The organism is Streptomyces hypolithicus (assembly GCF_052934925.1).
In genome coordinates this window covers 5,308,772-5,328,969 of the sequence record NZ_CM128811.1, presented here as the reverse complement: position 1 = coordinate 5,328,969, position 20,198 = coordinate 5,308,772, and the positions used below count along the sequence as shown (strand labels likewise).

Sequence of the window (20,198 nt, the reverse complement as noted above, 5' to 3'; positions counted from 1 at the left end):
CTCCGGATCATCGGTCCCCGTGTGCGGTGTCGAGAACGCCGGGCAGGGCCCGGAGGAACGCGTCCACCTCGCCGTCCGTGATGACGAGCGCCGGCATGAGCCGTACGACATCGGAGGCGGGGGCGTTCACCAGGAGACCGGCGTCCTGAGCCGCCTGCTGCACCTGGGGAGCGAGGGACTCGGTGAGCACGATACCCAGGAGCAGGCCGCCGCCACGGACGTGGGATACGAGCGGGTGGTCGAGGGACTCGATCCCCTCCCGCAGTTTCTCCCCAACGCGCTTGACGTGGTCGAGCAGTCCTTCGGCCGCGATCGTGTCCAGTACGGCGAGTCCGGCGGCGCACGCCACCGGGTTTCCGCCGAAGGTGGTGCCGTGCTGACCGGGCGCCAGCAGGTCGGCCGCGGCTCCGAAGGTGATGGCCGCACCGATCGGCAGGCCACCGCCGAGACCCTTTGCGAGCGTGACGATGTCGGGCTCGACGGCCTCGTGCGCCTGGTACTCGAACCAGTGGCCGGTGCGGCCGATGCCGGTCTGGACCTCGTCGAGCACGAGCAGCGTGCCGGTGGCGCGGGTGATCTCGCGGGCCGCCCTGAGATAGTCCTCGGGCGGCACGATCACACCGATCTCGCCCTGGATCGGCTCGATGATCAGCAGCGCGGTGTCGGTGGTGACGGCCTCGCGCAGCGCGTCGACGTCGCCGTACGGGACGTGCGTGACGTCGCCGGGCAGCGGCAGGAACGGGGTGCGCTTGGCCTCTTGGCCGGTGAGGGCGAGGGCGCCCATGGTGCGGCCGTGGAAGCCGCCCTGGGTGGCGACCATGTGCGTACGGCCGGTGAGGCGCCCGATCTTGAACGCCGCTTCGTTGGCTTCGGCGCCGGAGTTGCAGAAGTACACGCGGCCGGGGCGGCCGGAGATCTGGATCAGCCGCTCGGCGAGGGCGATCGGCGGCTCGGCGACGAACAGGTTGGAGACGTGGCCCAGCGAGGCGACCTGGCGGGACACCGCGTCGACGACGGCGGGATGGGCGTGGCCGAGGGCGTTCACGGCGATGCCTCCGACGAAGTCGACGTACTCCTTGCCGTCGGCGTCCCACACCCTGGCGCCCTCGCCGCGGACGAGGGAGAGCTGGGGTGTGCCGTAGTTGTTCGTCATGACGGACTGCCAGCGCCGCTTCAGCTCCTGGTTCGCGGTCACGTCGTCCAACGTCACTTCGTTCCCCCCTCGTGCAGGTCGGGCACGACCATCGTGCCGATGCCTTCGTCGGTGAAGATCTCCAGCAGGATGGAGTGCTGCACCCGGCCGTCGATGACGCGGGCCGTGTTGACTCCGTTGCGTACGGCGTGCAGGCAGCCCTGCATCTTGGGGACCATGCCGCTGGAGAGCTCGGGCAGCAGCTTCTCCAGCTCCGTGGCGGTGAGCCGGCTGATCACGTCGTCGCTGTTCGGCCAGTCCTCGTAGAGGCCCTCGACGTCGGTGAGGACCATCAGCGTCTCGGCGCCGAGCGCGGCGGCGAGCGCGGCCGCCGCGGTGTCGGCGTTGACGTTGTAGACATGGTGGTCGTCGGCGCTTCGCGCGATGGACGAGACGACGGGGATACGTCCGTCGTCGAGCAGGGCCTGGATGGCGCCGGTGTCGATGCCGGTGATCTCGCCGACCCGCCCGATGTCGACACTCTCGCCGTCGATCTGCGGGAAGTGCTGGGTGGCGGTGATGGTGTGGGCGTCCTCGCCAGTCATCCCGACGGCGAGCGGGCCGTGCTGGTTGAGCAGCCCGACGATCTCACGCTGCACCTGGCCGGCCAGGACCATGCGTACGACGTCCATGGCCTCGGGCGTGGTGACCCGCAGGCCGGCCTTGAACTCGCTGACCAGGCCGTGCCGGTCGAGCTGGGCGCTGATCTGGGGGCCACCGCCGTGCACGACGACCGGCTTGAGGCCGGCGTGGCGCAGGAAGACGACGTCCTGGGCGAAGGCGGCCTTGAGGTCCTCGTCGACCATGGCGTTGCCGCCGAACTTGATGACGACGGTACGGCCGTGGTGGCGGGTCAGCCAGGGCAGTGCCTCGACGAGGATCTGCGCCTTGGGCAGGGCGGTGTGCTTGCGGGCGCTCACGAGCTGTACGCGCTGTTCTCGTGGACGTAGTCGGCGGTGAGGTCGTTGGCCCAGATGACGGCCGACTCGGTGCCGGCGGCGAGGTCGGCGGTGATCTTGACCTCCCGGTAGCGCATGTCGACGAGGTCACGGTCCTCGCCGACGCTGCCGTTCTTGCAGACCCAGATGCCGTTGATGGCGACGTTCAGCTCGTCGGGTTCGAAGGTGGCCCGGGTGGTGCCGATGGCGGACAGGACGCGGCCCCAGTTGGGGTCCTCGCCGTGGATGGCGCACTTGAGAAGGTTGTTACGGGCGATGGAGCGGCCTACTTCGACGGCGTCGTCCTCGGTCGCGGCGTTCACGACCTCGATCCGGATGTCCTTGCTGGCGCCTTCGGCGTCGCCGATGAGCTGGCGGGCGAGGTCGTCGCAGACGGTGCGTACGGCGGCGGCGAACTCCTCTTCGCCCGGCGTCACGTGGGAAGCACCGGAGGCGAGCAGCAGCACGGTGTCGTTGGTGGACATGCAGCCGTCGGAGTCGACCCGGTCGAAGGTCTGCCGGGTGGCGTCGCGCAGGGCCGCGTCGAGTACGGCGGCTTCGAGGTCGGCGTCGGTGGTGAGGACGACGAGCATCGTGGCGAGCCCCGGAGCGAGCATGCCCGCCCCCTTCGCCATGCCGCCGACCGTCCAGCCGTCCTGGGTCACGACGGCCGTCTTGTGGACGGAGTCGGTGGTCTTGATGGCGATGGCGGCCTTCTCGCCGCCGTGCTCGGACAGTTCGGTGGCGGCCTTCTCGATGCCGGGCAGGAGCTTGGCCATGGGGAGGGTGATGCCGATGAGGCCGGTGGAGGCGACGGCGATCTCACCGGCGCTGTGCCCGCCGGCCAGCGCCTCGGCCGCCTTCTCGGCGGTGGCGTGGGTGTCCTGGAAGCCCTGGGGGCCCGTACAGGCGTTGGCACCGCCGGAGTTGAGAACGACGGCGGAGATCCGGCCACCCTTGACGACCTGCTCGGACCACAGGACGGGCGCGGCCTTCACACGGTTGGAGGTGAACACGCCCGCGGCGGCCAGGCGGGGGCCGGTGTTGACCACGAGGGCCAGGTCGGGTCCGCCGCTGTCCTTGATCCCCGCGGCGATGCCCGCCGCGGTGAATCCTTTCGCTGCCGTGACGCTCACGGTGCAACTCCGATCGTGGAAAGTCCGGTGTCCTCGGGGAGCCCGAGGGCGAGGTTCATGCTCTGCACGGCGCCGCCGGCCGTGCCCTTGGCGAGATTGTCGATGGCGCTGATGGCGATGACGCGGCCGGCTGCCTCGTCGTACGCGACCTGGATCTGAACGGCGTTGGAACCGTGTACGGAGGCGGTGGCGGGCCACTGGCCCTCGGGGAGGATGTGCACGAACGGCTCGTCGGCGTACGCCTTCTCGTAGGCGTCCCGCACCGCTGGCGCCGTCACGCCGGGCTTCGCCTTCGCACTGCAGGTGGCGAGGATGCCGCGGGACATGGGCGCCAGGGTCGGGGTGAAGGACACGGTGACCCGCTCCCCCGCGGCGGCGCTCAGGTTCTGGATCATCTCGGGGGTGTGCCGGTGGCCGCCGCCGACGCCGTAAGGCGACATGGAGCCCATCACCTCGCTGCCGAGCAGGTGCGGCTTGAGCGCCTTGCCCGCGCCGGAGGTGCCGGTGGCGGCGACGATTACGGCGTCGGGCTCGGCGAGGCGGGCGGCGTAGGCGGGGAAGAGGGCGAGCGAGACGGCGGTCGGGTAGCAGCCGGGCACGGCGACGCGCTTGGCACCGGCGAGCGCGGCGCGGGCGCCGGGCAGCTCGGGCAGGCCGTAGGGCCAGGTGCCGGCGTGCGGCGAACCGTAGAACTTCTCCCAGTCGACGGCGTCGCGGAGCCGGAAGTCGGCGCCCATGTCGACGACCAGCACTTCGTCGCCGAGCTGCTGAGCTACAGCGGCGGACTGGCCGTGCGGCAGCGCCAGGAAGACCACATCGTGCCCGGCGAGCACCTCGGGGGTGGTCGGCTCCAGCACGCGCCCGGCCAGCGGCAGCAGATGTGGCTGGAGCGGACCGAGGCGCTGTCCGGCGTTGGAATGGCCGGTCAGGACGCCGACCTCCACGCCGGGGTGCGCGAGCAGCAGCCGTAGCAGCTCCCCGCCCGCGTACCCGCTCGCCCCTGCCACTGCTGCTCGTACCACCATCGAACCCTCCTCGTCGATGGCATGACTATACGCAGCTACGTAGCTTTATGCAATGAGCGTCAAGGCTGCCACAGCCCCGCAACTGTGGTCGGGTAGCCGGGGCTCACCGGCATGGCGACCGGCGCCGTGCCATGCTGGTGCGCATGGCGCTGGAGGACCTTGTACTGCTGCGCCGCGCCCGGGACGCCATGGACCGCGACTACGCGCGGCCGCTGGACGTTCCGGCGCTGGCGAACGTCGCCCTCATGTCGCCCGGGCACTTCTCCCGCAGCTTCCGAGCCGCCTTCGGGGAAACGCCCTACAGCTATCTGATGACCCGCCGTGTCGAGCGGGCCAAGGCGCTGCTGCGGCGGGGCGACCTGAGCGTGACGGAGGTGTGCCTCGCGGTCGGATGTACTTCGCTGGGGTCGTTCAGCTCACGCTTCAGCGAGCTGGTCGGCGAGAGCCCCAGCGCCTACCGGGCCCGCCGTCACGAGGCCGGCGCCGCGATCCCGGCGTGCGTCGCCAAGATTTTTACGCGACCGGTCAGGAACGGAGAAGCGGAATCTGCCGCTGCCTCGTAGCGTCGCAGGCATGAACATCAACCTCGCACAGTGCTTCATCGCAGTCGACGAGCACGACAAGGCGCTCGCCTTCTACCGCGACGTCCTCGGCCTGGAGGTACGCAACGACGTCGCGTTCGAGGGGATGCGCTGGGTGACCGTCGGCTCACCCGCGCAGCCGGACGTGGAGATCGTCCTCGAACCGCCGCTCGCCGACCCCAACGCCTCGCCTGCCGACAAGCAGGCGATGGCGGAACTGCTGGCCAAGGGCCTGCTCCGCGGCGTGATCTTCTCCACCGACGACTGCGACGCCACCTTCGAAAGCATCCGGGCCGCCGGCGGGGAGGTGTTGCAAGAGCCGATCGACCAGCCGTACGGCGTCCGCGACTGCGCGTTCCGCGACCCGGCCGGCAACATGCTCCGCTTCAACCAGCCCCGCAAGCGATAGTTCTAGCGCCGGGCGCGGCTGCGGCCGACACCGCCGATCACGCGGGCCGCTGCCGCGACCGGCGCGACGAAGTAGAACCAGACGTACTGCTCGAAGCTGGCCACATCGAGCCAGACGACGCCGACGGAGACCGCGAAGGCGGCACCGCCCGACAGATGGAGACACGATGAGCATGGCCACGCGGACGGACCAGCAGTCGCCTGCGCTGCACGTTGCCGACAGCCTCCGAGATCAGACCACCGGAACCGGGTACGTCGGGTACTCCACCCCGGATACGTGCTGGACGACGCGGATGACCTGGCAGGAGTAGCCGAACTCGTTGTCGTACCAGAGGTAGAGGATCGCGTCGTCGCCCTCGACCTTGGTGGCGCCGGCGTCGACGATCGAGGAGTGGCGCGAGCCGATGAAGTCGCTGGAGACCGCGTCGGGGGCGCTGATGAAGTCGATCTGACGCTTGAGAGGCGAGGCCAGCGAGACGTTGCGGAGGTAGTCGAGGACCTCCTCGCGGGTGGTCTCGCGGGCGAGCCGCAGGTTGAGGATCGCGATCGAGACGTTCGGCACCGGGACGCGGATCGAGCTGCCGGTGATCCGTGCCTTGAGGTCGGGCAGTGCCTTGGCGACGGCGGAGGCGGCACCGGTCTCGGTGATGACCATGTTGAGCGGCGCCGAGCGGCCACGACGGTCGGAATCGTGGTAGTTGTCCAGCAGGTTCTGGTCGTTGGTGAACGAGTGGACGGTCTCCACGTGGCCGCGCAGGACGCCGTACTCGTCCGCCATCGCCTTCAGCGGCGGGACGATCGCGTTGGTGGTGCAGGACGCGCAGGACAGGATCTGCTCGTCCGACTTGATCGAGTCGTGGTTGACGCCGTGGACGATGTTGGGCACGTCGCCCTTGCCCGGCGCGGTCAGGACGACCTTGGCGATGCCGGGCCTGAGGTGCTTCGACAGCCCCTCGCGGTCGCGCCACCTGCCGGTGTTGTCGATGAGGATGGCGTCCTTGATGCCGTACGCCGCGTAGTCCACCGACGTCGGGTCGTCGGAGTAGATCACCTTGATCTCGTTGCCGTTGGCGATGATCTTGCTGTTCGCCTCGTCGACGGTGATCGTGCCCTGGAACTGGCCGTGGATGGAGTCACGGCGCAGCAGTGAGGCGCGCTTGACGATGTCCTGGCCGGCGCCCCTGCGCACGACGATGGCGCGCAGGCGCAGACCGTTGCCGGAGCCGGCCTTCTCGATGAGCAGGCGGGCGAGGAGGCGGCCGATGCGGCCGAAGCCGTAGAGGACGACGTCCCGCGACTCGCGCCGCTCGATCTTGTTGACACCCGTGGCGCCGCCGACGGCCTCGGCGGTGAACTCCGCCACGGAGAGACCACGGTCGTCGGTCCTGTAGATCGCGGCGAGCATGCCGATGTCGATCTGGGAAGGGCCGAGATCGAGCGTGGTGAGGGCCTGCAGGAAGGGCAGCGTCTCGGTGACCGAGAGTTCCTCACCGGCGATCTGCCGAGCGAATCGGTGGGTCTTGAGAATGCTCACCACCGACTTGTTCACCAAGGAGCGGCTGTGCAGCAGAACGGTGACATCCCGCTCCCGGTGCAGCCTCCCGACTATGGGAATCATCGACTCCGCGATCTCCTCGCGGTGCTTCCAGTTGGTGAACGAGTCGTCATTGACAGTCACAGGTTTTATCTTTCGAGCTAGGCGGCGCTCATATGCTAACCCGCCCGCCATTTTGATCGTTCAAACGGTACCCATGGCGGATCCCGAAGCCGCCGGACCCCGGCCGCCGAGTGAGGGCGCGGTGGCCGGGAACCGCCCGCCGGGGCCACCCTGGAGGGGAGATCCATTCCAAGGGGGCCTCGCGCAGGGAGACGCCAGTGACGCATTCCGACACCGACGCACGAAACGTGGATGTGCTGGTCGCGGGCGCCGGGCCGGTAGGGCTGACCGCGGCCGCAGAACTGCGCCGGGCCGGGGTCGCCTGCCGGATCGTTGACCGCCTGCCCGTCAGGCTGCCTTATGCGAAGGCGGTCGGCATCCAGCCACGCACCCTGGAGATCTGGGACCGGATGGGCATCGTCCGGTCCGCGCTGGAAGCAGCCGTCCCGATGCGCGGCCAGCTGACGTATGTCAACGGAGCCCAGCAGGACCGGCTGGACCTCGCACTGCCGCCCGAGGTGCCGTACGGCTTCGCCGCGCTGCCGCAGTACGAGACCGAACGCATCCTCGAGGACAATGCCGGGAAGCTTGGCTTGATCATCTCGTGTGGCTGTCGGGCTCCGCGGTGGTCGGCGGGGTTGTGTCGAGTGGGATGATTTCGATCCCGTATCCGGTGATTTTTGTGCTGCGGCTGGCCGGCCCGGCGGGTTTCGAGGGGAAGATGGAGCTGGGGCGTTTCACGGTCCGGGGGCAGACCCGCAGGCGTCGCTCGGCCGATCGCAGGTTCGCCAGCAGCGACGTGGTCATCTCGGCGAGGTGGGTGCCGATCCGCGCCGTGGTGCGGATCACGGTGTCCCGGGCGACGGTCAGGGCGACAGTGAAGGAGAGCCGGTCGGCATCGAGCCCGTGGCCGGCGGCGGTGGAACTGATCGTGCGGCGGATCGCCTGGTGGGTGACGAGATACGCCCAGATCTCCTGGTTGACCAGCGCGGGTGTCTTCGATCTCAGGACGGCGCGTGCCCCGCGCTGAGTGATCTTCAAGTCCCGGAATTCGAGCTCGGATTCCCACCGCTGGGAATACAGTGCGGCCAGTTCACCGGCGGGGAAGGCCGCAGGGTCGAGCAAGGTGGTGATGAGCCGGTAGGGCTCATGGCGTCGTGACCCGTCGGCGGCCTCGATGACGACCACCATCTCGATCACCCGGATCCGTACCGACCGGGGCCGCCCCGCCAGGGCTTTCGTGATGTTCTTGTGCGCGTGCCGGGTCGCGAGCCAGGAGCCGTCGGGCAGGACCTCGTCGGGGACCAGCCGCACCGCCGCCGAGATCCGCCACAACAGATCCGCCCCGCCGGCGGCGGCATCGACCCACAGCAGCCAGCCCGGGAATCCCCGGTCGGCCAGGACCAGCATCCCGGGGCGCATCCGGTCCAGCAGGCGCCGTGTCAGGTCCTGCTCACAGACCCGGCGGATGTCGAACGCCACCCCGAGCAGCGCCCGGGTCCCGCACTCGATCAGCGCGACCAGGCGGACCTGGGGGAACGCGGCGATCCGCCGCTGATTGCGGGTCCGGCCGAACACCGCGTTCACCGCGGTGTCGGCGACCTCGAGAAACGTGCCGTCCACCGAGGCCAGCCGAAGCCCCCGCCAGAACACCCCCGGCATCGCGACCGTGCCGACCGGCCCGGCGATCCGCTCGAACAGTAACCGGAACGGCTCCGGGCCCAGCGTGACGCGGCGCTGCCGCAGCGCCGAGGAGGAGACCAGCTGGCCCCGCGCGGCCAGCCGCGCCGTCCCACCGGCCAGCTTCGACAGCACCGACCGGTAGCCGTCTCTCGGGAACAGCGTCAACGCGAGCACGAAGAACACACACGTCACCGCGCAGAGTTTGCCGTCACTACGCCGGTCCCCGCGGCCGGAAGCCGCCAGCACATCCGTGACCATCCGCCGTGTCACAACCTGGCGCAACACACCCAGCTGCCCCGTCTGTCCCGCGCTCGCACGCGACGACCCCTCTATGCCAGACTCCCCAGACAACGAAGCTCCTGTTCCGAACAAGTCGATCGTGGTAGATCGCTCGTTCTACAGGAGCTTCGCTGCATCCAGCGCCCGCACACGAGATGATCAAGCCAAGCTTCCCGGCATTGTCCTCGAGGAGTCCTTGGCCCGCTTCGGCACCCGCATCGAGCGCGGCACCGAGCTGGTGTCGTTCACCCAGGACGCCGACGGGGTGACCAGTCGGCTGGTCACTTCCTCCAGCTCCGAGGAGGAGGTCCGCTCCCGCTTCCTGGTGGGCTGCGACGGTGCGCACAGTGCCGTCCGCAAGGGACTCGGGCTCACCTTCGAGGGGGGCGCGTTCCCCGAGGAGTACATGCTCGCGGACGTCGAGGTCGACTGGGACCTGCCGGACGGGTACGGCGTACGGGCCACGCACCGCGATGCCCAAGGCGCCGTCGACGACCTGCTCGTGTGCATCCCGCTGCCGGGCGCACGGCGTTACCGGATGTCCATGCTTGCGCCGCACGAGCTCTCGACCACTGGGCAGGCCGGGGGCGGGGACGGGGTGGCTCACGGACTGGAGGGGGGGGCGGACACCCGCGCTCGCCCACATCCAGACCGTCCTGGACCAGCTCGCTCCACAGCCCACCACCGCGTCGGCCATGCGGTGGTCCTCCGTGTTCAGGATCAGCCACCGGCTGGTGGACCGTTACGCGGACGGCCGGGTATTCGTCGCCGGGGACGCCGCTCACATCCATCCGCCGACGGGCGCCCAGGGCATGAACACCGGGATCCAGGACGCTTACAACCTGGCGTGGAAGCTCGCACTCGCGGCCGGGGGCACAGCGCATCCGCGGCTGCTCGCAAGCTACGACGCCGAGCGCCGACCGGTCGGCGATGAGGCCGTCGGCCGCACGGTCCGCCGCGCCGCCGAGGGCGTCCAGGCCGACCCCACCGACCCGGCGACCCTGATGCTGCGCGACGCGCAACTGCTCGTCGGCTACCGCGACAGCCCGATCGTGGGGCGACCGGATCCGGCAGGCGACGGCCCGCAGCCCGGTGACCGGGCTCCCGACTGCGGCGGCCTGACTGGCAGGATCTCCACCTACCCCCTGCGCCTGTACGACCTCCTGCGGGACCGCCGTCACGTGCTGCTGCTCTACGGAAGCGACGCGGTGGGACACGCCTTCGACGAACTGGCTTTTATAGCAAGGGAGTTGTCGCACGGCGACGTGGAGGCATGCGCGGTGCTCGCCGACGGCGGCGCGGCCGACGGGCTGCGGCTACCGGCGTATCGCGACGGAGGCGGCGAGTTCGGGCGGGCCTACGGGGTGCGTGGGCCGACGGCTTTCCTAGTGCGCCCGGACGGCTATCTGGGCGCCCGGCTCTGCCCGCCGACCGCACAGGATCTGACCGCACATCTCACTCGGGTGTTCGGCGCAGATGGAACAGGCCGCCTCCCCGTGGCCTGAGCAGCGGACTGAGTACCTCGGCTTACCTCGACGGCTGGACCACCCTCGCCCGGGTCGACAGACTGACCTCATGACTGATCACGCCACAACCCCTCAGGCCCCGGCGCGACCCTCCATCGCCGAGAGGCCCGTGGAAAAGGTCATGAAGGCCATTCTCCTCGTGGCCGCCGTGGTGGGGACGCTCGTGGCGCTGTACGTGGGCTTCTTCGTCGTCGGCTTCGCCCTGGCCGATTGAGGCCAATATCCGACCTACTTCCTGCCTATCGTCGACGCATCAGCCCCGAATCCCTCAGGAGCATCGGATGAGCGTCGTCGTCAGCAATCAGCCCGAGTCCACGCCGACCTGGATCGACCTGGACGTCCCCGATGCCGAGCGGGCGAAGGAGTTCTACGGGGCACTCTTCGGCTGGGAGTTCCAGACCGCGCCGGCGGACGGGCCGGCGTACACGACGTGTCTGTTGCGCGGTCGCGCCGTGGCCGGGTTCCGGCCGGTGGGCGCGCCGGATTCCGCGCCCGGTTTCTGGCGGGTGTACTTCGCCACCCAGGACTGCGACGCCACCGCCGTACGCGTGGCCGAGGCGGGCGGGGCGGTGACACAGGGCCCGTTCGATGTCGGGGACCAGGGGCGCATCGCGCGCGCCCATGACTGCGTCGGCGCCCGGTTCGGGCTCTGGCAGGGCGGCGCCCTCCCCGGCTGCGAGATCGTGAACGAACCCGGATCGCTGGTCCGCAACGATCTCAGCACGCCCGAGCCGGGCCCCGCCCGGGACTTCTACACGGCGCTCTTCGGCTACACCCTGGACGGCAACGAGGACCTTCCCGGCTTCGACTTCACCTTCCTGCGCCGGCCCGACGGCCACGAGATCGGCGGGATCTTCGGCGACCCCACCGCCACCGCCTCGGTCTGGCAGACCACGTTCGAGGTCGCGGACACCGACGCGGTCACGGCCCGTGCCGTGGCGGCGGGCGGTACGGCGGGGAAGCCCGCGGACTCGCCGTACGGCAGGATCGCGGAGCTCGGCGATCCCTTCGGGACGTCCTTCAGCGTGATCGCCAGGCCCGAGGCCGGTTAGCCTGAGGGCACAATGAACCATTTGACGACGTCACGGGGCGCGTACGACCTCGTCCGCTTCCCCGAGGACCCGCGCGACAGGCTGCGTGCCTGGGACGCCGCCGACGAGTATCTGCTGCGGCATCTGGACGGCGACGGCGGCGTCCCAGGCACGGGCGAGGATGCCGCGGAGGCCGTGGACCTGTCCGGCGACGTCGTGGTCGTGGGGGACCGCTGGGGAGCCCTGGTCACCGCCCTCGCCGACTGCCGCCCCACGCAGATCACCGACTCCTTCCTCACCCAGCAGGCGACCCGGGTGAATCTGGAGCGGAGCGGGGCCGACCCGTCGGCGGTGCGGATGCTGTCGACCCGTGACACGCCGCCGGAGCGGATCGACGTCCTGTTGATCCGGGTGCCGAAGAGCCTCGCGCTGCTGGAGGACCAGCTGCACCGGCTCGCTCCGCACGTCCACGCGGGCACGCGCGTCGTCGGCGCCGGAATGGTCAAGGAGATCCACACCTCGACGCTGCGGCTCTTCGAGCGGATCCTCGGCCCGACGCGTACGTCGCTCGCGGCGAAGAAGGCACGGCTCATCTTCTGTACGCCCGACCCCGCCCCGACCCGGGGCGCCAACCCCTGGCCGCACCGATACGCCCTGCCGGCGGACGTGGGTGCGATGTCCGGGCTGACCGTCACCAATCACGCCGGGGTGTTCTGCGCGGAGCGACTCGACATCGGCACCCGGTTCCTCCTCGGCCACCTCCCCAAGCGCCGCGGCCCCGAGCGCGTCGCCGACCTGGGCTGCGGCAACGGCGTCGTCGGTACGGCGACGGCGCTCGCCAACCCCGAGGCCGAGATCCTCTTCGCCGACGAGTCGTTCCAGGCGGTGGCATCGGCGGAGGCGACGTTCCGGGCGAACGCCGGAGCGGCCCGCACGGCGGAGTTCCTGGTGGGCGACGGGCTGTCGGGCGTCCCCGGGGCGACCCTGGACCTCGTACTCAACAATCCACCGTTCCACAGCCACCAGGCGACCACCGACGCCACCGCCCGGCGCATGTTCACCGCCGCCCGAGACGCGCTGCGCCCCGGCGGCGAACTGTGGGTCGTCGGCAACCGGCATCTCGGGTACCACGTGACACTGCGGCGGATCTTCGGGAGCAGCGAACTCGTCGCGAGTGACCCGAAGTTCGTGGTGCTACGGGCGGTCAAACGCTGAGTCGCACGCTTCGCGCAGCCGCCGCACGCCCTCCGTGATCTCGGCGGGGCCCGCCACCCCCGCGAAGCTCAGCCGGATGTGTCCGGCCGTCGGTTCGGCGCTGAAGTACGGGCGGCCCGGCGCGATCGCGACGCCGGCCCGGAGCGCGGCCGACACGACGGTGTTCTCGTCCGCGCCGTCGGGCAGGCGCAGCCACAGGTGGTAGCCGCCGGCCGGGATGTGCGGCAGGGCGAGTTCGGGCAGATGGTGGCGCAGGCCGGCGGCCAGGGTGTCCCGGCGTATCCGCAACTCCCTTGCCACCGTACGCAGATGACGGGGCCAGGCCGGTGATCCGACCAGTTCGACGGCGGCCTCCTGGAGGGGGCGGGGCACGAAGAAGCTCTCCACCACCTGGATGGCGCGCAGCCGCTCCAGCACCGGGCCCCGCGCGGCCAGTGCGCACACCCGGAAGCTCGGCGAGGTGGCCTTGGTGAGCGAGCCGACGTGGACGACCACGCCGTCCGGGTCGTCGGTGGCGAGCGGCCGCGGCAGGGGCCCCGCGCCGTCGTGGACGAGTCGGCGCACGAAGTCGTCCTCGACGACGAACGCCCCCGCCCCGCGCGCGATGCGCAGCACCTCGGGCCTGCGCTCCGCCGAGAGAACGGCGCCGGTCGGGTTCTGGAACAGCGGCTGGCAGACGAAGACGCGGGCCCCGGTGGCCTCGAACGCGGCGGCCAGGAGATCGGGGCGTACGCCGTCGGAGTCCACCGGCACCGGCACCGGCCGCAGTCCCGCCGCGCGGGCGATCGCGAGCATCCCCGGGTACGTCGGCGACTCGACCAGCACCGGAGCGCCGGGCGGGGCGAGTGCGCGCAGCGCGGTCGTCAGCGCGCTCTGGCCGCCGGCGGCGATGAGCACCTCGGCGGCTGTGACCGCGCCGCCGATGCCGCGGGCGAACCACTCGCGCAGCTCGGGGACACCGTCGGTGGGCGGCCGCCCCCAGGCGCCGGGCCGCCGCCCGGCCCTGGCGAGGGCGGCGGCCATGGCCCGTTCGGGCTGCAGACCGGCGTGGAGGTAGCCGCTGTTGAACTCGATGACGCCCGGCGGCGGCGCCGCGAGAGTCACCAGCACACCGGACGCGTCGACCGAGCGCGGGGCAAGGTCGGTGGCGCCGTCGGCGCTGAGCGAGACCTCCTGCCACGAGGTGTCGCCGGGCGCGGCGGTGTCCGTACGGGGCTGCGCCCGGTAGGCGCCGGCACCGGGCCGGGTGACGACGAGGCCTTCGGACGCGAGCTGCGCCAGTGCGCGGGAGACCGTCACGGGGCTCACCCGGTGGCGCTCGACGAGGACTCGGCTCGACGGGAGCTTTCCACCGGGCGAGTAGCGGTCGAGCTCTTGCCGCAGGATTCCAGTCAGCTCGGTGACACTGCTACGCTCGTACATGAGAACCCAGGATAGCGCTACGCAGCACACGGCAGTAGCGGTGAGCGACCCGGCGTCCGGTAGGCGAACAAGCGGCACTCTTCTCGCCGCGCTGGGCGTCATCGCGTTCTCGCTGACCTTCCCCGCCACCGCCTGGGGCCTCGAAGGCTTCGGCCCCTGGTCGCTCGTCGCCGTACGCAGCGTCCTCGCCGCCCTCGTCGCCGGGGCCGCACTCCTCGCCCTGCGCATACCGGCGCCGCCCCGCCGTCACTGGGCCGGGCTCGCGGTGGTCGGCGGTGGCGTGGTCCTCGGCTTCCCACTGCTGACCACGCTCGCCCTCCAGACCTCCACCACCTCGCACGCGGCGGTGGTGGTCGGCCTGCTCCCGCTGACCACCGCCGCCCTCTCGGCGCTGCGCACCGGGGCCCGGCCGTCCCGCGCCTTCTGGGCGGCGGCGCTGGCCGGAGCCGCCGTCGTGATCGCGTTCACGGTGCAGCAGAGCGGCGGCGCCGTGTCCGCCGGCGACGCGTACCTCTTCGGCGCGCTGCTGGTGTGCGCGGCCGGCTACACCGAGGGCGGCAGGCTGGCCCGCCTGATGCCCGGCTGGCAGGTCATCGGCTGGGCGCTGATTCTGTGCCTGCCGCTCGCGCTCCCCGCGGCGGCGCTGGCGCTGGCCCTGGAGCCGGTGGACCTCACGGCCCGCAGCGTCGCGGGACTGCTGTGGGTAGCGGTCGGATCTCAATTCCTCGGCCTGGTCGTCTGGTACCGGGGCATGGCCGAGATCGGCGTGTCCAAGGCCAGCCAGCTCCAGCTCGCCCAGCCGCTGCTGACGCTGGTGTGGTCGGTCGCCCTGCTGGGCGAGCACCTGTCGCCCGCGGCGCCGCTCGCCGCCGTCGGCGTCCTGGTGTGCATCGCGCTCACCCAGCGCACACGGGCGTGAGCGAGCGGCGGAGGCAACGAGCCGCGGAGGCCAGAGCGAAGGGCCGGCTCCCGCCCCCGGCCGTAGACTGGCCGTACGACCGTCGGCACCGAGGGAGGTCTGTCGCGATGCAGGCAAACGTGGGCGACCAGCTACTGGTACACGGCAGGACCGTCGGTCATGAAGACCGGACGGTGAAGATCATCGAGGTGCTGGGCTCCGGCGGCAACCCGCCGTACCGGGTCCGGGACGAGGACGGGCACGAGGCGCTGGTGTCGCCGGGCCCGGACTCCGTCGTACGGCACACGGACCCGGCGGGTTAGGGGCGCCCCCGGGCGTCCCCAGGGCACCCAGGCGAGGTCCGGTTCAGCCGGCTCCCGGCTCGACCCCGTTCAGCGAGGCGGCTTGACCCGGGTGGGGTAGTGGTCAGCCACCACCCGGTGCATCGCCCCGAAGCGGTCGTGCGCGACCTCCTTCGCGGAGAAGAAGACATGGCCGCGCACTTCGGCGTGCTCCTTGCCGAGCGTCACATGGCGGGACAGCTCGGCCGGGTCCTGCCAGGGGGCGGGCTGCGCCGGCTCGCCGGCCTTGTAGAGGGCCTCGCCGGCGTACAGGTGGACGCCCGTCCCGCGCACCGTCCGCGACCACCAGCTCAGCAGCTCGGTGTAGTCGGCCGCCTCGTACCCGATGTTCCAGTACAGCTGGGGCACGATGTGGTCGATCCAGCCCTCCTTCACCCACTTGCGGGTGTCGGCGTGCAGATCGTCGTACGTCTGCACCCCGGCCCGGGTCCGGGAGCCCAGCGGGTCGGTCGCCGCGTTGCGCCACACGCCGAAGGGGCTGATCCCGAAGCGCACGTTCTTCTTGATCCGGCGAATCCGGTCGGAGGTCTCGCGCACCAGCCGGTCGGTGTTGTCGCGCCGCCAGGCGGCCCGGTCGGAGAAGGAGCCGCCGTAGCGGGCGAACGCGTCGTCGTCGTCGAAGACCTGGCCCGCCACCGGATACGGGTAGAAGTAGTCGTCCCAGTGCACGGCGTCGATGTCGTAACGCTTCACGGCGTCGAGCATCGCCTCCTGGACGAAGCGCCTGACGTCCGGCAGCCCCGGGTTGTAGTACAGCTTTCCGCCGTACGGCAGCACCCAGTCCGGGTGCTTGCGCGCCGGATGGTCCGCCGCCAGCCGCGAGGGATCCGTGTGATTGGCCACTCGGTACGGGTTGAACCAGGCGTGCAGCTCCAGTCCCCGCCGGTGCGCCTCCCTGACCGCGGTCCCCAGCGGGTCCCAGCCCGGGTCCTTGCCCTGTACGCCGGTGAGGTACTGGGACCAGGGTTCGTACGGAGAGGGCCACAGGGCGTCGGCAGTCGGCCGCACCTGGAACACCACCGCGTTCAGGCGGCGGCGTACCGCGGTGTCCAGCAGGGCCAGCAGCTCCTCCTGCTGCTGGGCCGCGGTGAGGCCCGGCCTGGAGGGCCAGTCGCGGTTGGCGACGCTCGCCAGCCACATCCCCCGCAGCTCGGGCTTCGGTGCCCTGCCCCCGGCGGAGCGCGCGCCCCGGGACGCGGCCAGCGCCGCGTCGCCGGGAACCGAAAGCGCTGTAAGGGCCGACAGTGCGCCGGCCGCTCCGACCAACAACCCTCTTCTACCGATCTGACCCATATGTCGTCTGCTCCTCGCTCAGGGTGTCCGTCATGTCCGCAGAGCATTCCCGCCCCGGCCCGTCATCCACACGTGGGTTCGGAGTAACGTCGGGGGCTGAGGCGGGCACCGGCACAGGCCGGATGCCTGCCGAACTGTTGATCAGCGAAAGGCACGATGTGACGGACTCCATGGCGGATGTGCAGCGCGTCGGAGTGGTGGGCTGCGGCCAGATGGGCGCAGGCATCGCCGAGGTGTGCGCCCGCAGCGGCCTCGAGGTGAAGGTTGCCGAGACCACGGGCGAGGCCCTGGAGATCGGCCGCACCCGGCTTTACAACTCGCTCACCAAGGCCGCCGAGCGCGGCAAGATCACCGAGGAGGAGCGGGACGAGACGCTGGCCCGCCTCAGCTTCACGACCGACCTCGGGGAGTTCGCCGACCGCGACCTCGTGATCGAGGCCGTCGTCGAGAACGAGGGGATCAAGACCGAGATCTTCCAGGTCCTCGACCAGGTGGTGACCCGGCCGGACGCGATCCTCGCCTCCAACACCTCCTCCATCCCGCTGGTGAAGCTGGCGGTGGCGACGTCCCGCCCGGACCAGGTCATCGGCATCCACTTCTTCAACCCGGCCCCGGTGCAGAGGCTCGTCGAGCTGATTCCCGCGCTGACCACGTCCGAGGAGACGATCAAGCGCGCCGAGGCGGTGGTGCAGAACGTGCTCGACAAGCACGCCATCCGCGCCCAGGACCGCTCCGGCTTCGTGGTCAACGCTCTCCTCATCCCGTACCTCCTCTCGGCGATCCGCATGTTCGAGTCGGGCATCGCCAGCCGCGAGGACATCGACAACGGCATGGAGCTGGGCTGCGCCCACCCGATGGGCCCGCTCAAGCTCGCGGACCTCATCGGCCTGGACACCGTCGCCTCGGTCGCCGACTCGATGTACGCCGAGTTCAAGGAGCCGCTGTACGCCGCTCCGCCGCTGCTCCAGCGCATGGTGGACGCGGGCAGGCTCGGCCGCAAGACGGGCTCGGGGTTCTACCCGTACTCCTGACGCACGGACGATTCGCACGGAGTGTGCGGGGCGTACCCGCATATGCCCCGCACACACGCTCCCGCCATGGGCCAGGGACGAGTTGACTCCGCGTCACACGTCACATGCACATCACACGCATGAGACGACACGACGCCGGACGAGCTTGTCGAAAAGGAGCGGACCGTGAGTATCGACCCCGACCAGACCCTGGTCGTAGAGGAATGCGCAGAGTTACGCCGTTGCATTGACGTCGGCCTGACCAGGATCGACGGGCGGCTGGCGCTGCTGGCCCTGCGGAGCGACCAGGCCGGCCACGATGTGGCAGACCTGGCCGCACGTGTGACGGCCCTGGAGCACACCCGTTGGCCGCTGCCCACCGTGGCGGCGCTCACCGCGATCGGAGCGCTCGCGGTGGCCGTGTGGCAGGCCCTCGGCCGGTAGCCGTACGGCGGGCAGGGGCCGCTAGCCGAGGCGCAGGTGGTGCAGCATCAGCAGCCCGGCCGCCATGTTGGCGGCCGGGACCTCGCCCCGGGCCACCATGTCGGGGACCAGCTTGAGCGGGACCCATTCGCGCCGTGAGGACTCGAAGTCGTCCTCGGGATGGCCGGTGTACGTCGCCTCCTGCGACCAGTAGAGGTGGTGGCGGGCGTCGGTGAGGCCGTTGGACGGCTCGACGGTGAGGAGGTGGCGCAGCGGCCCCGGCCGCCAGCCCGTCTCCTCCTCCATCTCACGCGCCGCGGCGTCCTCCACGGCCTCGCCGTCCTCGACGACACCCGCCGCGAGTTCCCAGCCCCAGCTGTCGGTGATGAAGCGGTGCCGCCAGAGCAGCAGCACCTCGTTGGCCTCGTTGACCGCTGTCGCCACCGCCACCGGGCGCAGCCGTATGACGAAGTGGTCCAGGTGACGGCCGTCGGGGAGTTCGACGTCCGCGAGGTTGACCCGGAACCAGCGGTTCTTGTACACACTGCGTTCGCTCAGATTCGTCCACTGCACTGTTCTGCCACCTTCCGACAAGTAGATGGCAACATCGCAGCAGGAGCACGGTCAGAGCGGAACGCGCAGCGCCCCGTCGATCAGTTCTGCAGCCTCTTCCGCGCCGGCGCATCCACTGCCCACCAGATGCTCGCGCACCGCCCGCAGACGGTCCCGCAGCCGCTGCGACTCCATCCCCTGGGCACGCTGCGCCATCTCCGTCGCGATCTCCACCGCCCGGTCGGCCTTGCCCTGGCGCAGCTCGATGTGGGTGAGCATGGCCAGCCGGTGGACCCGACCCCGGTCGTGCGCGGGGGTGCCGACCGCGGCGTCCGCGTGCTCGCGCGCTGCCGGCAGGTCACCGAGGCTGAGCAGCGCCTCGGCCACCTGGACATTGACCAGGCCGGGTTGCACGTACCCCGTCTCGTCGGGTTCGCTCCCCGGTCTGATGCACTCGGCCTCCGACTCCGCCCGCCGGATGCACGACAACGCGCCCTTGTTGTCGCCGAGATGGGCGTACGCCTTGGCCTGCATGGCGTGCAGATCGGCGGCCAGCGCCGGGGTGATCTGCTCGCCGGCGGTGCGCAGCGCCGCCTCCGCGAAGGCCACCGCCTGGCGGTACTCGGCCATGAACAGCGACTGGTTGACGAGCAGCGCGATGACGTACGCGCCGAGCCCCCGGTCCCCGCTGGCCTTCGCGAGCCGCAGTGCCTGGTGGAAGTACCGCTGGGCGAGGCCCTGGGCGTCGGAGTCGTACGCGCAGATGCCCGCCACCGCCACCAGACCCCCCGTTGCCCGGTGCAGTTGACGGCCCGTCGTATTCGAGTAACTGCCGCGCAGCAGAGGCGCGGTCTCGGTGTTGAGGAATCCGACGATGCGTGCGCGGGTGGCGATGCCACCGGCCTTGCGGTACATCAGTTCGTAGTGCGCCCTGGCCGCCCGCAGCATCTGTACGTCGGCGGTGCTGACGTGGGTCTGTCCGTTGCGCGAGACGTCCGAGTCCTCGGGCGGGTTCTCCCACTCCCAGACCGGCATCACCGCCGGCGTCCCGGTCACCGCGGGGGCGCCCAGTATGTGCGGCCGCTGCTGTTCGTCCGAGCGCCAGAGCGCGGTGGCGCGCTCCACGAAGCCCGTCAGCGGCGAGCCGTGCGGCATGGCCGATTCGCCCGGCATGCCGAAGCCGATGTCGTCCAGCGTTATCGGCCGGTGCAGCCGGGCGGCGAGCACTTCGCAGATCAGGTCGGGCACCTGGCCGCGCGGCCGCTGGCCCTTCAACCACCGGGCGACGGCGGTGTGTTCGTACCTCAGCGCCAGGCCTCGCACACGTCCCGCCCGGTTCACGTGGGCGGCCAGACCGGCGTTGGAGATGCCCGCCTCGTCGAGCAGGGCGTCGAGCAGAGTGTTCGGCTGCATGGCCTCTCCGGTGGCTCGGTGCGGCACAGCGTAGTGGAGACGCGTTCACACGGGGTGTGAACCAAGTGCCCGCATTCGTACCCCGCGTTCCCTCCCGTGCACCCCGTCGGCCCCGCTTGACTTGGGGCGCCTCACAAAGAGGCGGCCGGGCCGC

At 70.8% G+C, this 20,198-nt stretch carries 19 protein-coding genes and 2 pseudogenes; 11 read left to right on the top strand and 10 right to left on the bottom strand.

The annotated features are described in order from the left end of the window. Positions 1-7 precede the first annotated feature (7 nt). From ACU6WZ_RS25085 to argC, 4 genes are read right to left on the bottom strand one after another with little or no spacing between them, the layout of a single operon-like run. Complete coding sequence (locus tag ACU6WZ_RS25085; protein WP_447034236.1) at positions 8-1,153, bottom strand: acetylornithine transaminase; 1,146 nt, start codon at positions 1,151-1,153, stop codon at positions 8-10. Positions 1,154-1,206: 53 nt separating this feature from the next. Beyond that, complete coding sequence (gene argB, locus ACU6WZ_RS25080; protein ID WP_447030463.1) at positions 1,207-2,112, bottom strand: acetylglutamate kinase; 906 nt, start codon at positions 2,110-2,112, stop codon at positions 1,207-1,209. Then, a complete protein-coding gene (gene argJ, locus ACU6WZ_RS25075; RefSeq protein ID WP_447030462.1) occupies positions 2,109-3,266 on the bottom strand; it encodes a bifunctional glutamate N-acetyltransferase/amino-acid acetyltransferase ArgJ in 1,158 nt (385 codons plus the stop codon). Before argJ ends, argB begins: the two co-directional genes overlap by 4 nt. Beyond that, positions 3,263-4,291, bottom strand: a complete 1,029-nt coding sequence (argC, locus tag ACU6WZ_RS25070) for an N-acetyl-gamma-glutamyl-phosphate reductase (protein WP_447030461.1) — start codon at positions 4,289-4,291, stop codon at positions 3,263-3,265. Before argC ends, argJ begins: the two co-directional genes overlap by 4 nt. A 143-nt stretch (positions 4,292-4,434) precedes the next feature. Here argC and ACU6WZ_RS25065 point away from each other — a divergent pair, with 143 nt between their 5' ends. Together ACU6WZ_RS25065 and ACU6WZ_RS25060 are read left to right on the top strand one after the other, a co-directional pair. Then, positions 4,435-4,854 carry a helix-turn-helix domain-containing protein gene (locus ACU6WZ_RS25065; protein WP_447030460.1) on the top strand — a complete coding sequence of 140 codons (420 nt, stop codon included), beginning with the start codon at positions 4,435-4,437 and terminating at the stop codon, positions 4,852-4,854. Positions 4,855-4,864: 10 nt separating this feature from the next. After that, complete coding sequence (locus tag ACU6WZ_RS25060; protein WP_447030459.1) at positions 4,865-5,281, top strand: VOC family protein; 417 nt, start codon at positions 4,865-4,867, stop codon at positions 5,279-5,281. A 231-nt stretch (positions 5,282-5,512) separates the two neighbouring features. On the opposite strand, the gene ACU6WZ_RS25055 is transcribed toward ACU6WZ_RS25060, so the two are convergent. Further along, complete coding sequence (locus tag ACU6WZ_RS25055; RefSeq protein WP_447030458.1) at positions 5,513-6,958, bottom strand: glyceraldehyde-3-phosphate dehydrogenase; 1,446 nt, start codon at positions 6,956-6,958, stop codon at positions 5,513-5,515. A 197-nt stretch (positions 6,959-7,155) separates the two neighbouring features. On the opposite strand from ACU6WZ_RS25055, the pseudogene ACU6WZ_RS25050 reads away from it, so the two are divergent. Next, positions 7,156-7,530: pseudogene (locus tag ACU6WZ_RS25050) on the top strand (FAD-dependent monooxygenase); the annotation flags it as partial. 4 nt (positions 7,531-7,534) lie between these two features. Here the strand turns inward: ACU6WZ_RS25050 and ACU6WZ_RS25045 are convergent. Continuing rightward, the gene (locus tag ACU6WZ_RS25045; RefSeq protein ID WP_447028847.1) at positions 7,535-8,878 is read right to left on the bottom strand and encodes an IS4 family transposase; all 1,344 of its coding nucleotides are present in this window, start codon (positions 8,876-8,878) and stop codon (positions 7,535-7,537) included. Positions 8,879-9,080: 202 nt separating this feature from the next. Here ACU6WZ_RS25045 and ACU6WZ_RS25040 point away from each other — a divergent pair. The 4 genes and pseudogenes from ACU6WZ_RS25040 to ACU6WZ_RS25025 form a co-directional block, all read left to right on the top strand. Next, positions 9,081-10,404: pseudogene (locus tag ACU6WZ_RS25040) on the top strand (FAD-dependent monooxygenase); the annotation flags it as partial. A gap of 70 nt (positions 10,405-10,474) precedes the next feature. Beyond that, positions 10,475-10,639 carry a hypothetical protein gene (locus ACU6WZ_RS25035; protein ID WP_447030457.1) on the top strand — a complete coding sequence of 55 codons (165 nt, stop codon included), beginning with the start codon at positions 10,475-10,477 and terminating at the stop codon, positions 10,637-10,639. 67 nt (positions 10,640-10,706) lie between these two features. Next, positions 10,707-11,477 carry a VOC family protein gene (locus tag ACU6WZ_RS25030; RefSeq protein ID WP_447030456.1) on the top strand — a complete coding sequence of 257 codons (771 nt, stop codon included), beginning with the start codon at positions 10,707-10,709 and terminating at the stop codon, positions 11,475-11,477. Positions 11,478-11,489: 12 nt separating this feature from the next. Then, positions 11,490-12,671, top strand: a complete 1,182-nt coding sequence (locus tag ACU6WZ_RS25025) for a methyltransferase (RefSeq protein WP_447030455.1) — start codon at positions 11,490-11,492, stop codon at positions 12,669-12,671. On the opposite strand, the gene ACU6WZ_RS25020 is transcribed toward ACU6WZ_RS25025, so the two are convergent. Further along, positions 12,651-14,195, bottom strand: a complete 1,545-nt coding sequence (locus ACU6WZ_RS25020; protein ID WP_447030454.1) for an aminotransferase-like domain-containing protein — start codon at positions 14,193-14,195, stop codon at positions 12,651-12,653. The two genes, ACU6WZ_RS25025 and ACU6WZ_RS25020, sit on opposite strands and share 21 nt — an antisense overlap. Between ACU6WZ_RS25020 and ACU6WZ_RS25015 the strand changes: the two genes are divergently transcribed. Both ACU6WZ_RS25015 and ACU6WZ_RS25010 read left to right on the top strand, forming a co-directional pair. Next, positions 14,092-15,012, top strand: coding sequence for a DMT family transporter (locus ACU6WZ_RS25015; protein WP_447030453.1), 921 nt, complete (start codon positions 14,092-14,094; stop codon positions 15,010-15,012). The two genes, ACU6WZ_RS25020 and ACU6WZ_RS25015, sit on opposite strands and share 104 nt — an antisense overlap. A gap of 107 nt (positions 15,013-15,119) precedes the next feature. Then, the gene (locus ACU6WZ_RS25010) at positions 15,120-15,314 is read left to right on the top strand and encodes a DUF1918 domain-containing protein (RefSeq protein ID WP_447030452.1); all 195 of its coding nucleotides are present in this window, start codon (positions 15,120-15,122) and stop codon (positions 15,312-15,314) included. Between the two features lie 69 nt (positions 15,315-15,383). Here ACU6WZ_RS25010 and ACU6WZ_RS25005 read toward each other — a convergent pair whose 3' ends face one another. After that, positions 15,384-16,646: a glycoside hydrolase family 10-like protein gene (locus ACU6WZ_RS25005; RefSeq protein WP_447030451.1), complete on the bottom strand. Its 1,263-nt coding sequence runs from the start codon at positions 16,644-16,646 to the stop codon at positions 15,384-15,386. Between the two features lie 170 nt (positions 16,647-16,816). On the opposite strand from ACU6WZ_RS25005, the gene ACU6WZ_RS25000 reads away from it, so the two are divergent. Together ACU6WZ_RS25000 and ACU6WZ_RS24995 are read left to right on the top strand one after the other, a co-directional pair. Then, the gene (locus ACU6WZ_RS25000) at positions 16,817-17,677 is read left to right on the top strand and encodes a 3-hydroxybutyryl-CoA dehydrogenase (RefSeq protein ID WP_447034235.1); all 861 of its coding nucleotides are present in this window, start codon (positions 16,817-16,819) and stop codon (positions 17,675-17,677) included. A gap of 165 nt (positions 17,678-17,842) precedes the next feature. Next, positions 17,843-18,100, top strand: a complete 258-nt coding sequence (locus tag ACU6WZ_RS24995) for a hypothetical protein (protein WP_447030450.1) — start codon at positions 17,843-17,845, stop codon at positions 18,098-18,100. Positions 18,101-18,121: 21 nt separating this feature from the next. Here ACU6WZ_RS24995 and ACU6WZ_RS24990 read toward each other — a convergent pair whose 3' ends face one another. Together ACU6WZ_RS24990 and ACU6WZ_RS24985 are read right to left on the bottom strand one after the other, a co-directional pair. Continuing rightward, on the bottom strand, positions 18,122-18,652 hold the full coding sequence (locus ACU6WZ_RS24990; protein ID WP_447030449.1) for an NUDIX hydrolase: 531 nt from the start codon (positions 18,650-18,652) through the stop codon (positions 18,122-18,124). Between the two features lie 51 nt (positions 18,653-18,703). Then, complete coding sequence (locus ACU6WZ_RS24985) at positions 18,704-20,044, bottom strand: tetratricopeptide repeat protein (RefSeq protein ID WP_447030448.1); 1,341 nt, start codon at positions 20,042-20,044, stop codon at positions 18,704-18,706. Positions 20,045-20,198 lie beyond the last annotated feature (154 nt).

Coding starts and splice junctions, on each gene's coding strand:
- ACU6WZ_RS25060 (WP_447030459.1), top strand. CDS start 4,865: ATGAACATCAACCTCGCACAGTGCTTCATCGCAGTCGACGAGCACGAC.
- ACU6WZ_RS25010 (WP_447030452.1), top strand. CDS start 15,120: ATGCAGGCAAACGTGGGCGACCAGCTACTGGTACACGGCAGGACCGTC.
- ACU6WZ_RS25025 (WP_447030455.1), top strand. CDS start 11,490: ATGAACCATTTGACGACGTCACGGGGCGCGTACGACCTCGTCCGCTTC.
- ACU6WZ_RS25005 (WP_447030451.1), bottom strand. CDS start 16,646: ATGGGTCAGATCGGTAGAAGAGGGTTGTTGGTCGGAGCGGCCGGCGCA.
- ACU6WZ_RS25065 (WP_447030460.1), top strand. CDS start 4,435: ATGGCGCTGGAGGACCTTGTACTGCTGCGCCGCGCCCGGGACGCCATG.
- ACU6WZ_RS24985 (WP_447030448.1), bottom strand. CDS start 20,044: ATGCAGCCGAACACTCTGCTCGACGCCCTGCTCGACGAGGCGGGCATC.
- ACU6WZ_RS25085 (WP_447034236.1), bottom strand. CDS start 1,153: ATGACGAACAACTACGGCACACCCCAGCTCTCCCTCGTCCGCGGCGAG.
- ACU6WZ_RS25035 (WP_447030457.1), top strand. CDS start 10,475: ATGACTGATCACGCCACAACCCCTCAGGCCCCGGCGCGACCCTCCATC.
- ACU6WZ_RS25030 (WP_447030456.1), top strand. CDS start 10,707: ATGAGCGTCGTCGTCAGCAATCAGCCCGAGTCCACGCCGACCTGGATC.
- ACU6WZ_RS25045 (WP_447028847.1), bottom strand. CDS start 8,878: ATGGTCACGGATGTGCTGGCGGCTTCCGGCCGCGGGGACCGGCGTAGT.
- ACU6WZ_RS25015 (WP_447030453.1), top strand. CDS start 14,092: ATGAGAACCCAGGATAGCGCTACGCAGCACACGGCAGTAGCGGTGAGC.
- ACU6WZ_RS25020 (WP_447030454.1), bottom strand. CDS start 14,195: ATGACGCCCAGCGCGGCGAGAAGAGTGCCGCTTGTTCGCCTACCGGAC.
- ACU6WZ_RS25000 (WP_447034235.1), top strand. CDS start 16,817: ATGGCGGATGTGCAGCGCGTCGGAGTGGTGGGCTGCGGCCAGATGGGC.
- argC (WP_447030461.1), bottom strand. CDS start 4,291: ATGGTGGTACGAGCAGCAGTGGCAGGGGCGAGCGGGTACGCGGGCGGG.